Origin of the sequence: Corynebacterium sp. HMSC06C06 (genome assembly GCF_001807295.1) — a bacterium.
GTDB lineage: Bacteria > Actinomycetota > Actinomycetes > Mycobacteriales > Mycobacteriaceae > Corynebacterium > Corynebacterium striatum.
Window position 1 is genome coordinate 1 of sequence record NZ_KV788474.1, and the last position, 13,956, is coordinate 13,956.

Genomic DNA, 13,956 nt, shown 5'->3' on the forward strand with positions numbered 1-13,956 from the left:
CGGCCTACTAGATCTGGCATGACACGGTGACCAGGCTTACGCCTGGTAGTAATGCATCGACGCCGTTTGCTAAAGCCTTTTAACCCCATGGATTTCATGATGCGTGCAACTTTCTTGTGATTGATCGGGGTATACGTCGTGTCCTCCTTGAGGCTTGCGGCGATGCGTTTAGCACCATAAAGCCCGTGCTCATCATCGAAGATGGTCTTGATTCTTGCACCAATAACGGCATCAGAATACATCTTTAACCTGCGTTTTTTACGGGTGCTCACCCACTTGTAAAACGAGGAACGATTCAGCTTTAACACATCGCACATCCGCTTAACCGAGTACTCGGTTCGGTGGTCATCGACAAACTGGAAGCGGATCACCAGTGAGTCTCTTCGGCAAAATATTTCGCGGCCTTACGCAGGATGTCGCGTTCTTCGCGCAGCTTAGAGACTTCTTTTTCCAGCTGACGGATTCGCGCAGAATCATTCGCCGCTTGGGCTTGATCGTGCACGGCCTTCGTGCGGGCACGTTTGCCAGTGCCGTACTTTTTGACCCAAGAATGTAGCGAGGCACGGTTGATACCGAGCTCAGCTGATGCTGAGTTCAGCGAGAGATCCTAGTTGTTCTCATAGAGGGCTACGGCATCGCGTTTGAACTGTTCGGAGTACCTGGACATGGTGGTAGATTACCTTTCTTCCCAACTCGACTGGGCTGGATATCAGGTGTCCACCACATGGGGGTCAGGTCCCATCGATGCCATGCTTGCTGCCATCCACGAACAGACCGTATCCATTGCCGGCGCAGAATACGCCGAACTTGGCGTAGCAATGTCCGCCACAGATGCACTAACCAAACTCGAGCATCGTAAAGAAATCGAAGCGCAGGTACTCAAGCTGATTCAGGACATTCCGCAGACCGAGATTCTTTTATCCATGCCTGGTATCGGCCCGCGTAGCGCAGCGCAGATCCTCATGACTGTTGGCGATATGTCCGACTTCCCCGATGCAGCGCACCTAGCATCCTATGCAGGGCTATCACCGCGGACGAATCAGTCAGGAACGTCTATCATGTCGAATTCGCCTAACCGGGCTGGCAACAAAAAATTAAAGAACGCCCTATGGCAATCGTCTTTTGCATCGATCAGATTCCACGAGCGTTCCCGGCAATTCTATGAACGAAAACGCAAAGAAGGCAAAAGACACAACGCCGCAGTCGTCGCACTCGCACGCCGGCGCCTCAACGTTCTCTTCGCCATGATGCGAAACGGCGAGCTCTACCGAGACATCTCCACAGTCCAGGAGGCCGCAGCAGCCTAGAACCAACAGACCCTCACCTCAAGCCGATTGCACAGCAAGCCCAATCGGCTCCTCACCGTGCCCGAAAACAACATCCACAAGGAAAAGCAGAAACCCTTCACACCCCCCCAACAAACTCACCCACGGAATTGACAAACTATATAGGAACACCTCCCTGGGCGATGGTGCAGGCGCGGAGAGCGCCGCTGTTGCCGATGCCGCGCCCAACACCGCGACGGTAGTAGAGTACCCGCTGCCGGTGCAGGAGTTTGCGGTGACCCGCTACGATTTGCCCGCCGGCACCACGGTTTCCACGCAGCTTCCCGGACCGGCCATCGCCCTGGCTACTTCTGGTGTGGTCACGGTAAACGACCTGGAGCTAGCCCCGGGCGAGGCCGCCTGGTTGCCGGTAACCGGCGGCGACACTACCCGCCTTAGCGCGGCCGCGGGTAAAGATTCGCAGCTCTTTATCGCGGCGGCGCGCCCTGCGCGGCAAGTAGCGCTACCGCGCCGCTGGGGACGCCGCCGCGCGACAAGTAGCACTGTCGCGCTAACCGGCGCTATTTACGACATGGTGGGGCGGCGGAACGCAGCTGCGGCGGCTAGCAGCACTACGGTGAGTGCTACCATCCAGGCCACGAAAGCCGAGACTGCGGTGCCGGGCTGGCCGGTGGCAAGGATTTCGGCGCTTGGCGTGCCGTCGATGGCGGCGCCGGCGCGGGCGGCGAAGGTAAGCGGATTCCACCGGGCGATGGGTTGAACCACACCAGCGAATTGCTCCACGGGCACGAGGCCGCCGTTAAGTGCCATGGCCGCCATGATGATGGGGGCCGGGCCAATGGCGGCCTCCGGGGTGGCGCACATCGCGCCCACCATGGCCGATAGCGAGGAGGCCACCACCGCGCCGAAGATGATGACTAACAGCACCCAGCCAAACCCGGCCAGCGTGTGAATACGCAGGCCAGAAGCCACGGAAGCCAGCAGCACCGCGCAGCCGGAGATAAGGCTGCGTAAGGAATCGAAACACCAGCGGCCGAAGATCTCCGGGCTGGTGCCGTAGCGCGTGGTCGCGATGCGGGTGGTGATACCGCGTTGGCGTTCCTTAATTATCTGCGCGGCGGCGGAGGTGCCATTCATCAGTTCGCTGGAAAGGATGAGCGCGATGGTAAGCGGTAACGCGTCGAGCGTGGCAGAGCCTTGCGAGGCCGCCATGAGGTCGCCAAACAGCCACCGCATGACCAGGAACATCAAAACGGGACCAGCCACGGTATTGGTAATTACCGCGCTATCGCGGCGGGCGGCGCGCAGGTGCCTTCCAAAATGCGTGGCGACAGTGGACAGCCAGGTGGTGTCGTGCGACACGGTGGCGGTGGTGTGGTTAGTCATGTTTCCTCCCCTGGAAAGCGGTGATAAAGCCCCATACGCCAACGACGGTCATGGCGATGAGCCAGCACAGTGCTTCGACTCCGCGCGCCCCCAGGGCAGCGCCACCTAGTAGGTTGCGGGCGGTGTCCAAGATGGGAGATAGCGGTACGTGCCGGATGATGGGGCCAATGCCGCCGGGCAGCGCATCCGCAGGCACGAATGCGGTGGAGAACATCACCATGACCAGCACGAGGTTTTGGAAGAGCAAGGACGCCGAGGTGGGCTTGGGGGCCAACAGGCAGGAGCCATCGATAAACGCGGAGAGGATGATGGTGAGGGCGGCGAAAAGGGCGATGGTAAGGATAATACGACCCGGTCCGGCAGCGTAGCGGGCACCGAGCAGGATCGTGGTGAGGACGACGATGCTGCACGACCACGCGGCGCGGGTGAGATCTGCCAGCAGCCGGCCGACGACCGTGGCCCAGGCGGGCGTCCCGGTGGCGCGGATGCGGTCGTGGATGCCGTTTTCGGCGTCACGCGTAATCGCCAAGGAGGAGCCCCCGGCGGCGAACACAATCGCCTGAATAACGCCGGCGGGCAGGAGGAAGGCGGCGTAATCGATGCCGAGTTCCGTCGAAGCCTTGGCGAAGGTGGCGTAAAAGATGACCATGAACAGGCTGGGTATTGCCACGGCGGAAACCATTACGGCCTTGTTGCGGACGGTGCGCAGGACATTGCGGTGCCACGAGGCAGCGACTGCTCCGAGCGCGTTCACTGGGAGCCTCCACCGGTGTGGGGAGCCTGCTGCGCGATGTCGCCGGACCCGGCGATAGCGAAGTAGACATCGTCCAAGGAGGGCGGAACCAAGGAGACGTCCGCGACCGAGGTGTCGTCGCCATCCCACAAGGCCAGCGCCCGGACTAGGGTGCGGTGGCCATCGGGCGCATCGACGCGCAATACGGTGTCCTCTTGGCGGCAGTCGATGCGGTGTTCTTGCAAGGTGTGGGTGAGGCGTGCGGCATCGTCCGGGCTAGACATCGTGATGAGGCACACCGTGGTGCCATAGCGGTCCTTGAGCTCGGCGGGGGTGCCTTCGTCGAGCACCTTGCCTCCGGCGAGCACGGCGACGCGGTCTGCGAGCTGGTCAGCTTCTTCCAGGTATTGGGTAGTAAGCAGGATCGAGGTGCCGTCGGCCGCCAGCCCGCGGACGGTATCCCACACGGAGCTGCGCGCGGCGGGGTCGAGGCCCGTGGTCGGCTCGTCGAGGAACAGCAGCGCGGGCGGGACAGTGAGGGAGGCGGCGATATCTAACCGCCGGCGCATGCCGCCCGAGTATGCCGAAACCAGGCGGTCGGCGGCGCCAACCAGATCGAAGCGCTCAAGAAGTTCCGCGGCGCGGGCCTTCGCATCGCTAGCTTTAAGCCCTGCCAGGCGGCCAAAGAAGATGAGGTTTTCCTTGCCGGTAAGCTCCTCATCCACTGCGGCGTATTGCCCGGTCAGCGCGATGGAAGCGCGCACCTTGGAAGGATCCGTGGCTAAGTTGTGGCCATCGATGATGGCGGTTCCGCCCGTGGCGGGCAGCAGCGTGGAAAGGACATTGACCAAGGTTGTCTTGCCGGCACCATTGGCGCCTAGGACGGCGAGGATGCCCCCGCGCGGAATGGCGAGGGTCACACCGCGCAGGATTTCCGTTCGCTTCTTGACTTTTCCCAGGCTACATCGCAGATCTTGGACATCAAGCACCAGGTCGCGGCCTTTTGCGTGGGCGCTGGTTGAGGGGACTGCGGTGGCGCTGGGGTCACCGCTAGCGGTTGCCGTGGTGGGGTTTTCTTTCATGATTCATCCCTGGATATACGTGAACGGTCTATTAGCCGGCGCACCGATTCTCCTACCGCAGAAGGAAAACCGATTATTGCCCGCGAACGATGGATTGTGGTCCACGGAGCAAGCGCCTGGGGTAGTGCCAACTAATCCTTAGAAAATGATGTATGTCTAGCGGCACCGGGTCGTGCACAGCGCCCCGCAGGAGAGGGCTGCACAGGTCGGCTGATCGGCGGCGACGCTGCAGGTTGCTGCAAAGTCAAGCATACCATAATTAGGCATGGCATGCTTGACAATTAAGTCGAAGGCCTGTAAGCTACCAAGTGTGAGCTAAGAATCTGGGTATTCCGACTAGTCAGGGTCAAACCGCGTGGCTGACCGTAATTCGTATTGTGGCTCGCGCCTCTCAAGCACAAAGGAGTATCCATGGATTCTCGAGAGCAAATCGAAGATAAGATTCTCTGCGGTCAGCCCTTCCGCCCTATTGAGGACCCGGATCTCTATTACGAGATGATGGAGGCGGCGGAGAAGTGTCACGATCTCAACCAGCTTCGTCCACTTCAAACAGCGGAGAAGCAGGCAGTGATGGCAGACCTGCTTGGTGAACTGGGGGAGCGCTTAATGGTTTTCCTGCCATTTCATGTCCAATATGGCTCGAAAATCAAGGTCGGAGATGGCGTGACCTTCAATCGAGGAACGACGGTACTTGATATGGCCCCGGTGACATTTGGCAATGAGGTCATGGTTGGTCCATGGTGTTCCTTCTTTGCTGGCAATCACGCCTTAGACCCCGTAGAGCGGCAATACATGGTGTGTACCGGGGGTGCGATCACCATACAAGACCATGTGTGGCTTGGTGGCAATTGCACGGTAACTGCGGGTGTCACGATTGGGCATGGTGCAGTAATTGGTGCTGGCAGTGTTGTGACAAGAGATATTCCGCCCATGGTACTCGCAGCCGGTAATCCGTGCCGAGTCATTCGTGATATTGGCCCGGAAGATAAGCTCATGGGGGAGTCTTGGGTTCCTGAGTGGCCTAGTTGGATTACGGATTGAGACGGCTGTGAAAGTTCTCGCGGTCGTCCTGGGTTCTGAGGGTGATATGCTGCCATTTGCGCACCTTGGTGTCGCACTTCGAGATCGTGGCCACCAGTTTGTTTTGGCTGGGTTTAGCGAATTCGGCGGGAGTTTTCGTGCAAACGGGGTGGACTACATCGAGTTACCCGGTGATTACCGGGCGTTAATGAAGCGCCTTTTGGGCGATAGTAAAGGCATGATGGACACTGTCTTAGGTATCCGTGAGATGATATCTGACGCCCACGTTTTCGATGTGTTAGAGCATGCCATGGATGGCGTTGACGTGGTCATGTACACCCAATTCAGTGAAGTTGCTCGGTTGTTAGGGGCTGCACGCGGAGTCCCCAGCGTTCGGGTGCAGGTTTTCCCTACCGAACCCTGCCTCCGTTACAGCCTCGTGGATCCGCGAAAACTGGACGGCTCTGTCGGAGCTCTGGTCACCCACTGGATGTCCAATACTCTGATGGCTTGGGCGATGCGCCCAGTGATAGCGGCATGGCGCCGTAGGTTGGGGCTGCGTCAGCGAGCGCTCTCCTCTCCACCAACCACGATCTACCAATTCAGTCCCGCGTTGAGTCCGCCGGCGCCGGAATGGAAAAACCACATTCACGTCACTGGCGAGTGGCTTGACCCGCACCACAGTGAACTCGCCCTAGACCCAGCAGTCGAGGAGTTTGTGGCTGCCGGCTCGGCCCCGGTTCTGGCAAGCTTTGGGAGTATGGTCTCAGATCGCGTTTATGACCTTCAACGATGGACTCGAGACGCGTGCATCGAGCATGGTCTGCGGGCGATAATCGTCGATCCCGATCATGAGCCTGGTGTGAGAGAAGGAATCCTCACCGTCGCCCGGGTCCCGTTCGCGACTGTGCTTCCGTGGTGCCGTGCAGGCATCTGCCACGGCTCACTGGGCACCACCGGGGCGATCCTGCGCGCCGGCAAGCCGTGCCTTGCGGTTGCATTCGGTGGTGACCAACACTTCCATGCCAACGCAGTTTGTCGAAACGGTGCCGGGCCGAACTATATTGACGCCCAGCGAGGCGAACTGAGTGCCCAGTCCCTGGCCGCCGGAATTGCCGATTTGGTAAGTGGAGCATACGACTCCGCAGCCCGCAGGATGCCCGAGTTGCTTGCCACAGACCCGGGTACCGTCGCAGCAGTAGAAATCGTGCTTAATCAGTCCGACCTAGCGAAAGGCGAAAAATGACAGAAATCAGCTGCGAGGGAGTCTTTCCGTTTGTGGCCGGACATCGCACTGGAACCCTCTTGTTTTGCTTCCATCACGCAGGAGGCAGCGCTTCCGTCTATCGTGGATGGGTGGGGGTCAACCCAAGCATTGACGTGGTGCCGGTGGAGCTTCCCGGAAAGGCAACCCGTCGCCGAGAGAAATGGGTAAGCGACTTTGACAAGCTCGCCGATATGTGCGCAACCGAGATAGTAGATCTGGCGGCGGGCGCGCCGATTGCGTTGTACGGCCACTCCATGGGGGCAGCGCTGGCCTACCAGGTTGCTGCCTGCCTGCAGCAGATGCATCGGCCCACTATACCGGAAGCCGTGGTGGTGGCCGCACGGCAGGCGCCCGGAGAAACCGTGCCTGGGGAATACCACTCGTCAATGGGGTTCGGTGCGCTGCGCAGGGAGTTTGAGAAGGTAGGTGGCACACCACCTGAGATCCTTGCCAATGATGATGTGATGAAGCTGCTGCTCGCTGACATTCGTCGCGATTATGTGTTACACGAGGGCTTTCACCATGCAACCACGGTGCTTCGCTCTCCTGTGCTGGCATTGGCGGGGGATAGCGACCCAGCTGTCAGCCCAGAGATGCTTTCCCGGTGGGAAAATTTTACCAGCGGTAGTTTTGAACTGAAGGTCCTGCCGGGTGGGCATTTCTTCCCGCTCGATACTGGAACCGAGTTCCTCGACCTGCTTGCCGGTTTTCTAGCGGGAATTACTGGGAACACTGCCTGGTTAGCGCGGAACAATGCGTGATTGTGACTGTTAAGTAAAGAGGCCCCGATGACCGAACAAAAACCACCCATTACCTTTAGGCAAATATCTCAACCTGCCCACCGGCAGATCACGGTGTCGCTGCTATTGGCGGTGCTGGCGGCGGTTTTGTCGCTGGTGCCGGTAATCGTGCTGGTTGAGCTGGTGCGCACCGTAATGCTGTCCTTCCAGGGAGAGCCGATAGATGCGTCAAAGCTGTGGCTGCTAGTCGCGGCGCTCATGGTGGCCACCGTCCTACATGGACAGGCAACCGTGAAGAGCCTCCAGGTAAGCCACCAGGCCGACGGCCTTTTGGGCGAGCACTTACGCCAGCAGCAGATTACCAAGCTGGGTAGGCTCCCGCTGTCTTGGTTTACGCGGACACCTTCGGGGACTGTGAAAACCTACATCGAAGACGACGTCACCAAGATCCACCAGCTCATCGCCCACGCGCCGCACGATTATTCGGCCGGTGTACTCGTACCGCTATTGAGCCTGGGATACATGTTCGTGGTGGACTGGCGGATAGGCCTGCTGGGCCTGGTACCACTGCTGTTGGCAGTGGCCACCATGCCGTTTATGATGCGCGAGTTTCAAGAAAAGGCGGAGAAATTTAAGTCCAGCCAGAAGCAGCTAGACGCCGCCGTCGTAGAGTTGGTGCGCGGCATCCCGGTTATCAAGGTGTTTGTTCCGGAAGGCTACGACGAGAGCATTTTCCTTAGTCGTTCCCGGAGTTTTGGTGGGTTCTATCGCGAGTGGTTGCACGCCACCGTACACCCCACCGCTTTGATGAAGATCTTCACCTCCACCGGGTTTGGCCTGCTGGTGGTAGCCGCGGCCAGCCCGTGGCTCATCACGTCTGCGGGCGTACCAGTGGCCGATGTGCTGGCAGCGTTTTTGTTCATCAACAACATCGCCGCGCCTCTGCTTATGCTTTCGCGCACTAACATCATGTTTTCGGAGGCGAAGGCTGCCGCGGCGGATCTCACCGAGTTCTTCAACATCCCGGTATTGCCGCCCGCTGCTGGCGGCAGGGAGCCTGCAAACGCCGGAATTGAGTTGAAAGATTTAAGCTTCTCCTACGTGCCGGACACCCCGGTGCTTTCCGGCATTAACCAAAAACTTACCGCCGGCAGCATCACTGCGGTGGTGGGACCTTCCGGCTCGGGGAAGTCCACGTTAGCCGCGCTCATCCCCCGGCTATTAGACCCCACGGAGGGGTCGGTGCGCATTGGTGGCGTCCCTAGTACTGATCTCCGATCTGACCAGCTCTACCGTAGGGTAGGGTTCGTCTTCCAGGACCCTTACCTTATGCGGATGAGCGTGCGGGATAACATTCGCCTCGCTCACCCGGAGGCCACCGACGCAGACGTGGTTCGCGCCGCCCGCGCCGCCCAGATTCATGAGCGCATTACCCATCTGCCGCGCGGCTACGACTCGGTGGTGGGAGAGGACGCGCAGCTTTCCGGTGGCGAGCAGCAGCGGCTGGCTATTGCCCGGTCCATCTTGCTCGACGCGCCGATCCTCGTGTTGGATGAGGCCACCGCTTTTGCGGATCCGGACTCCGAGGCCGCGATCCAGCGGGCCATTACCGAGCTGGTGGCCGGGCGCACGCTAGTAGTTATCGCACACCGGCTCCACACGATCACCGGCGCTGACCGGATCCTCATGCTGGAAAACGGTGAGGTCACCGAAGCAGGCACTCACGAAGAGTTAGTGGCGGCAGGCAAGGGCTACGCCACGATGTGGGCACGCTACCAAACCGCGCAGGCGGGCATCCAAGGGGAGGAAAAATAATGATCCGCACGCTCTATTCACTGGGCAGTCCGGCTGATCGTCGCCGTCTGGTGCTGGTCCTTACGCTAATTGGGATTTCCGCGGTGGCGTTGGCCATTGGCCTTATCCTCATTGCACTGTTTTTGGACACGCTGTTTAGCGAAGATCCCGCGCAGGCCGCAGCATGGTTGCCCTGGATCATTATCTCCGTCCTCGTCTACGCCGCCGCAGACTGGCCCACTGAGGTTATTGCCCAGGACCTGGGGCATGATTACGTGCTGCGCATCCACCGGCTTATCGCCGATCGCACGGCACAGCTACCCCTGGGCTATTTTGAAGAAGATCGCGCCGGCCAGATCGGTGTTGTAGCTACCAGCGGTGCGCTGTTTGCCGCTAACGCGCCGGCAATGATGCTGCGGCCCATGCTGCACGGTGCTGCCTCGGCCGGTTTGGCTTGCGTGTTTCTCATCGCCGTGGACTGGCGGCTGGGGCTGGTTACCGTTGCAGTGGCTGCCGTGGTGTGGTTCGCCTATAACCGCCTAATGCGGCAGTACCGCGTGGCAGAGCGCCAGAAGGGCGAGCGCAACGAGCACGGCGCCGCGGAGGTGCTGGAGTTCGCCCAGGTGCAGCCGGTGCTGCGCATGGCTGGGCCGGATTCGCTGGGGGAGCGCGCCGTGCGCGCCTCGATTCGAGAGCAGCTTAGCGCCCAGCAGCACACCCAGAAGACAGGTGAGATGATCATGGGTCGTCTGGCTTTAATCATCATGGTCGGTACCGTGGTCATTGATGCCCTGGCCACCGTGCTACTTCTCAACCACTGGCTAGAAGCAGGCACCTACATTGGCGTCATTGTGTTGGTGTTCATCCTGGCTCGCGTTGCTATGTCGGGCATACCCTACGGCGAGGGCTTGGAATCCGCGCGCAATACCTTAGATGAGATCCAAAAGATCCTCGATGCGCGGGTGTTGCCGGAGCCTGCGGTTCCGGCGGCGCCACGCGACTATGGCATCGAGTTCGATGGGGTGGGCTTTGGCTACGAACCCAACACCCCAGTGGTCCGCGACGTGAGTTTCCGCGTGGCGCCCGGAACTACTACTGCGTTGGTGGGTCCCAGCGGCTGCGGCAAGAGCACCTTGCTAAAACTTGCGGCACGCTTCTATGACGTTGACCAGGGGACCATCCGTATCGGTGGTGTGGATATTCGCGATCTTGGCTCCCGGGCGGTGTTGGATTCGCTGGCTATGGTGTTCCAATACGTGTACCTCTTCGAGGACACACTGTATGAAAACATCCGCCTGGGCTGCCACAATGCAACGCGGGAGGAGGTGCTCCGCGCAGCGGAGTTGGCCGGTGTCACCGAGATTGCCCGGCAGCTGCCGCAGGGGTTTGACACCCTGATTAGCGAGGGCGGGCAGAATCTCTCCGGTGGTGAGCGTCAGCGTGTCTCCATCGCTCGTGCGCTACTGAAGGACGCGCGGATCGTGCTGCTTGATGAGGCGACTAGCTCTCTAGACGTGCAGAATGAGCACCTTGTGATGCGCGGTATGAAAACGCTTTCTGCCGAGCGCACCATCGTCGTCATTGCGCACCGGCTGCACACCATCCGCGACGCGGACCAGATTGTGATGATGAGTCCCTCCGGCACCGTGGAGTCTATCGGCAACCACGAGGAACTCATGGAGAGTTCCCCACGCTACCGCAGCTTCTGGGGTGAAAAGAGCGACGCCACCAGCTGGAAGCTGTAGGGACTAGCTGTCGCGGCCGCGTAGATACCGCACCGTGCGCGCCAGTGCGAGATCATCGCACGGTTCGCAGGCGGTAAGGCGGCCTTTTTCCACGCGCAGGAGAAGATCGCAGCACCGCGCCACCAGCTCCATGTCATGGGTTACTACCAAAACGGTCTTGCCCTGCCGGGCTAGGGCGTCTAGCAGGTGGGCCACCCGGTGCATGCGGCACAGGTCCAGCCCGCTGGTGGGTTCATCGAAGACGATTACCTCGCGCTCACTTAGGACTGCTGAGGCGATGGCCACGCGCTGGCGTTCGCCGCCCGAAAGCGACATCGGGTGCCGGGCCCGCTTGTCCGCGAGATCAAGTGCACCAAGCACCTCGGTAAGGCGCGCTTCGTTTTTCCCATCCGGTCCACTGGTGCCGATGATTACGTCGGACTCCACGCTCTCCCCGAAAAGCTGGTGGTTTACGTCCTGCATTACTAAATAGGACTGGCGCAGGCGCTGCCGGGGACCCGAGAGCGAGCGGTTATTGATGTCCACCACGCCGGTGGCCTTAGATTCCAGGCCAGTCAGAACGCGCACAAAGGTAGATTTTCCGGCCCCGTTGCGTCCTACCACGCCGATGACTTGCCCTTGCGGCAACTCCGTGTGGCTGATGCTCAGGGATGGCTCTGTAGCCTTGGGGTAGGTGAACTGTAGCTTTTTGAGCACCATCGTGCCACTTGAAGGGCGTGGCTCGCGGGTCACCTCGGGGACCTGCTGCGCTGAGCGCAAGCCCATGCGGTACAGTTCGGCCTTGTCTAGGGTGCGAAACTCCGAGCCGCTGAGATCATGAGCGATCTGCCCGTCCTGCATAACCAGCACTCGGTCCACGATGTCAACTAGGTAGGAAAGCCGATGCTCAGCGATCAGGACGGTGCGGCCCTGTGTCTTCCACTGCGCGACGATGCGGCGCAGCTCATCGACGGCGGCGAGGTCGAGATTTGATGATGGTTCGTCTAGTAGTAGTACCTGTGGGTGCATCGCGGCCACTGAAGCGCATGCTATTTTTTGTTTCTGGCCGCCGGAAAGTGTGAACAGGTGCCGGTCGAGGAGATGAACCATGCCGAAATCTGCGGAAAGTTCCCCAATACGCTGTCGAATCTCGTTGGGCGCCACGCCGAGGTTTTCGCAGCCAAAGGCGAGTTCGCTGGCTACTTCCAGCGTGAAAAATTGCGACTTGGGGTTTTGGAACACTGAGCCTACGCGTTCGGCGATGTCGTGTGGGTGGGCATGAGTGATGTCTTCGTCGTCCAGCAGCACCTCCCCCGAAATCTGGGCGTCGCAGAACGTGTGCGCCACGCCGTTTATCAGGCGTAGCAGGCTGGACTTACCGCAGCCTGATTCGCCACACACTAGAACTAGTTCGCCCTTCGCCACGGTGAGATTTACGTGGTGCAGCACCGGCTCCGCTGTGTTTTGACCATAGGATAGTGACACATCGTGCAGCTTTATCACGGCAGCATCACTATATTTACCAGTAGTAGGATCAGGGACACGACGAGCACGCTTATGACTATTGCGTCGCCTACGCGGAAGCCTATCTCGCACAGCGTGGTTCGTCGGCGAGGCGAGCCCAATCCGCGGGTCACTGCAGACATAGCCAGCTCGTTGCCGATGCTCACAACGGACGCCAACAGTGGCACAAAGCGGTATTCGAGCATAGCGATCGGGTTGCGCAGGCCCGAGATGCCACGCATCTGCATGGCGGTGCGGATATCGCGGTATTCCTCGAGAATCGTCGGGAAGAACCGGAACATGATGGACGTGGGGATGGTCAGGGCGTCGGGGCTCCGCATGCGCTGCATCGCGGCCATGAATTCGCTGGCCGAGACGGTGCGTAGTAGGTACCAGCAGCACGTGATGCCAGGGAGGATGAGCGAAAGCCCTGCGAACCACGTAGCGCACACGTCCACGATGATGTGGCGCTCGGGCAGGGCCTGTACCACCACCGCAGGAAAGCCGGCGAGCACCGCGAAGGTGAGTGCGTATCGCAGTGCAGCGGCCACCATGCCGGAGGCGAGGAAAAGTGCCCCGGGAACGGCAATGAGCATCCACCGGGCGGTGCTGCCCAGCGCCCCACTGGACCCGGCCGGTGAGATGAGCACCGAGGACACCACGAGGATGACCAGCACCGTGGTGCGTGGGTCCAGATGGAGTCCCGCTGTGTGCGTGCCTGATCCGGGCAAAGTGGGCGACATCAGGCGATTCCTGCTCGCTGGAAGTGCTTGGTGAAGATGCGCCGGCCGAGGATCCCGCCGAGGATCCCGCAGACGAAGGTTACTATCACAATGATGAGGAATAGCCAAGTCATCTGGCCAATAGAGGTGAGGCCATCCGCGAAACTAGCACCATATTTGGTCTGCATGCCGCTGCTCTCTATGTAGCGCCGAGTGGTGAAGAAAAGCGGAATATATGATGCGGTGGGTGACACTGCTATAAAGGCATAGGCGATCACACTGTGTATTGCGCTCGTATACTTGCCGGCGCGCAAAATTAACTCGGCAAACACGGCCATGACCAAGCTGAGCAGCAGTGGCCATATGCCTAAACCAAGCAGCAGGCTGGCGAGGCCGCTGAGAAGAAGGAATATGAAGACCATGCCGGGCTTGTGCACCTTGGCCAAGAACAGCATCATCGGGATGCCCAGGATGAGGGCCTGAACGCTGGTGATCATCACGTAGGTGATGGGGGTGATGCCGATGAAGGCGATGACCACGCCGGCTACCAAGTTGATGACGAAGAAGATGCCGATGTTCATCAGGTCGGTGATGTTCAGCCGTCCTGCTTTTGCATCTTTCGGGGTGGTGTGGGGAGTACTGGGCATGATGTTTCCTTTCAGATTAGGCTGCTTGTGCGTAGCACTGGGTTGGGGGCAA

Annotated in this window: 13 protein-coding genes and 1 pseudogene; 6 read left to right on the top strand and 8 right to left on the bottom strand. The window is 59.8% G+C overall.

Going from position 1 to position 13,956, the window contains the following annotated elements:
• Positions 1 to 371 (bottom strand): IS3 family transposase (locus HMPREF3153_RS02650; RefSeq protein ID WP_083280929.1); only part of this gene is annotated, 371 nt, incomplete at its 3' end.
• Positions 368 to 502: a hypothetical protein gene (locus tag HMPREF3153_RS13130; protein ID WP_256364733.1), complete on the bottom strand. Its 135-nt coding sequence runs from the start codon at positions 500 to 502 to the stop codon at positions 368 to 370. The genes HMPREF3153_RS13130 and HMPREF3153_RS02650, both read right to left, overlap by 4 nt.
• 238 nt (positions 503 to 740) lie before the next feature.
• Between HMPREF3153_RS13130 and HMPREF3153_RS02660 the strand changes: the two are divergent.
• A pseudogene (locus HMPREF3153_RS02660) lies at positions 741 to 1,307 on the top strand (transposase); the annotation flags it as partial.
• Between the two features lie 543 nt (positions 1,308 to 1,850).
• Here the strand turns inward: HMPREF3153_RS02660 and HMPREF3153_RS02665 are convergent.
• The 3 genes from HMPREF3153_RS02665 to HMPREF3153_RS02675 are packed head-to-tail and all read right to left on the bottom strand — an operon-like array spanning position 1,851 to position 4,487.
• Positions 1,851 to 2,672, bottom strand: coding sequence for an ABC transporter permease (locus HMPREF3153_RS02665; protein WP_070419938.1), 822 nt, complete (start codon positions 2,670 to 2,672; stop codon positions 1,851 to 1,853).
• Positions 2,665 to 3,426: an ABC transporter permease gene (locus HMPREF3153_RS02670; protein ID WP_014303357.1), complete on the bottom strand. Its 762-nt coding sequence runs from the start codon at positions 3,424 to 3,426 to the stop codon at positions 2,665 to 2,667. Before HMPREF3153_RS02670 ends, HMPREF3153_RS02665 begins: the two co-directional genes overlap by 8 nt.
• On the bottom strand, positions 3,423 to 4,487 hold the full coding sequence (locus HMPREF3153_RS02675) for an ATP-binding cassette domain-containing protein (protein ID WP_014303358.1): 1,065 nt from the start codon (positions 4,485 to 4,487) through the stop codon (positions 3,423 to 3,425). The genes HMPREF3153_RS02670 and HMPREF3153_RS02675 overlap by 4 nt, the downstream gene beginning before the upstream one ends.
• A gap of 411 nt (positions 4,488 to 4,898) precedes the next feature.
• Between HMPREF3153_RS02675 and HMPREF3153_RS02680 the strand changes: the two genes are divergently transcribed.
• From HMPREF3153_RS02680 to HMPREF3153_RS02700, 5 genes are all read left to right on the top strand, one after another.
• Complete coding sequence (locus HMPREF3153_RS02680) at positions 4,899 to 5,528, top strand: sugar O-acetyltransferase (RefSeq protein ID WP_014303359.1); 630 nt, start codon at positions 4,899 to 4,901, stop codon at positions 5,526 to 5,528.
• A 217-nt stretch (positions 5,529 to 5,745) separates the two neighbouring features.
• Complete coding sequence (locus HMPREF3153_RS02685) at positions 5,746 to 6,753, top strand: glycosyltransferase (protein ID WP_224784049.1); 1,008 nt, start codon at positions 5,746 to 5,748, stop codon at positions 6,751 to 6,753.
• Positions 6,750 to 7,535 carry a thioesterase II family protein gene (locus tag HMPREF3153_RS02690; RefSeq protein WP_023018093.1) on the top strand — a complete coding sequence of 262 codons (786 nt, stop codon included), beginning with the start codon at positions 6,750 to 6,752 and terminating at the stop codon, positions 7,533 to 7,535. The genes HMPREF3153_RS02685 and HMPREF3153_RS02690 overlap by 4 nt, the downstream gene beginning before the upstream one ends.
• A gap of 27 nt (positions 7,536 to 7,562) precedes the next feature.
• Positions 7,563 to 9,329, top strand: coding sequence for an ABC transporter ATP-binding protein (locus HMPREF3153_RS02695; protein ID WP_034970331.1), 1,767 nt, complete (start codon positions 7,563 to 7,565; stop codon positions 9,327 to 9,329).
• Complete coding sequence (locus HMPREF3153_RS02700) at positions 9,329 to 11,053, top strand: ABC transporter ATP-binding protein (RefSeq protein WP_014303363.1); 1,725 nt, start codon at positions 9,329 to 9,331, stop codon at positions 11,051 to 11,053. The genes HMPREF3153_RS02695 and HMPREF3153_RS02700 overlap by 1 nt, the downstream gene beginning before the upstream one ends.
• A gap of 3 nt (positions 11,054 to 11,056) precedes the next feature.
• On the opposite strand, the gene HMPREF3153_RS02705 is transcribed toward HMPREF3153_RS02700, so the two are convergent.
• From HMPREF3153_RS02705 to HMPREF3153_RS02715, 3 genes are read right to left on the bottom strand one after another with little or no spacing between them, the layout of a single operon-like run.
• Positions 11,057 to 12,517, bottom strand: a complete 1,461-nt coding sequence (locus HMPREF3153_RS02705) for an ABC transporter ATP-binding protein (protein WP_227917020.1) — start codon at positions 12,515 to 12,517, stop codon at positions 11,057 to 11,059.
• Positions 12,518 to 12,531: 14 nt separating this feature from the next.
• Positions 12,532 to 13,278, bottom strand: coding sequence for an energy-coupling factor transporter transmembrane component T (locus tag HMPREF3153_RS02710; RefSeq protein WP_014303365.1), 747 nt, complete (start codon positions 13,276 to 13,278; stop codon positions 12,532 to 12,534).
• Positions 13,278 to 13,904 (bottom strand): MptD family putative ECF transporter S component, encoded by a 627-nt coding sequence (locus HMPREF3153_RS02715; protein ID WP_014307391.1) that lies wholly within the window; start codon positions 13,902 to 13,904, stop codon positions 13,278 to 13,280. Before HMPREF3153_RS02715 ends, HMPREF3153_RS02710 begins: the two co-directional genes overlap by 1 nt.
• Positions 13,905 to 13,956: the final 52 nt, after the last annotated feature.

Excerpts from the sequence above, each read along its gene's own strand:
- HMPREF3153_RS02700 (WP_014303363.1), top strand. The coding sequence starts at position 9,329 with ATGATCCGCACGCTCTATTCACTGGGCAGTCCGGCTGATCGTCGCCGT.
- HMPREF3153_RS02715 (WP_014307391.1), bottom strand. The coding sequence starts at position 13,904 with ATGCCCAGTACTCCCCACACCACCCCGAAAGATGCAAAAGCAGGACGG.
- HMPREF3153_RS02685 (WP_224784049.1), top strand. The coding sequence starts at position 5,746 with ATGATGGACACTGTCTTAGGTATCCGTGAGATGATATCTGACGCCCAC.
- HMPREF3153_RS02680 (WP_014303359.1), top strand. The coding sequence starts at position 4,899 with ATGGATTCTCGAGAGCAAATCGAAGATAAGATTCTCTGCGGTCAGCCC.
- HMPREF3153_RS02695 (WP_034970331.1), top strand. The coding sequence starts at position 7,563 with ATGACCGAACAAAAACCACCCATTACCTTTAGGCAAATATCTCAACCT.
- HMPREF3153_RS02665 (WP_070419938.1), bottom strand. The coding sequence starts at position 2,672 with ATGACTAACCACACCACCGCCACCGTGTCGCACGACACCACCTGGCTG.
- HMPREF3153_RS02690 (WP_023018093.1), top strand. The coding sequence starts at position 6,750 with ATGACAGAAATCAGCTGCGAGGGAGTCTTTCCGTTTGTGGCCGGACAT.
- HMPREF3153_RS02710 (WP_014303365.1), bottom strand. The coding sequence starts at position 13,278 with ATGTCGCCCACTTTGCCCGGATCAGGCACGCACACAGCGGGACTCCAT.
- HMPREF3153_RS02675 (WP_014303358.1), bottom strand. The coding sequence starts at position 4,487 with ATGAAAGAAAACCCCACCACGGCAACCGCTAGCGGTGACCCCAGCGCC.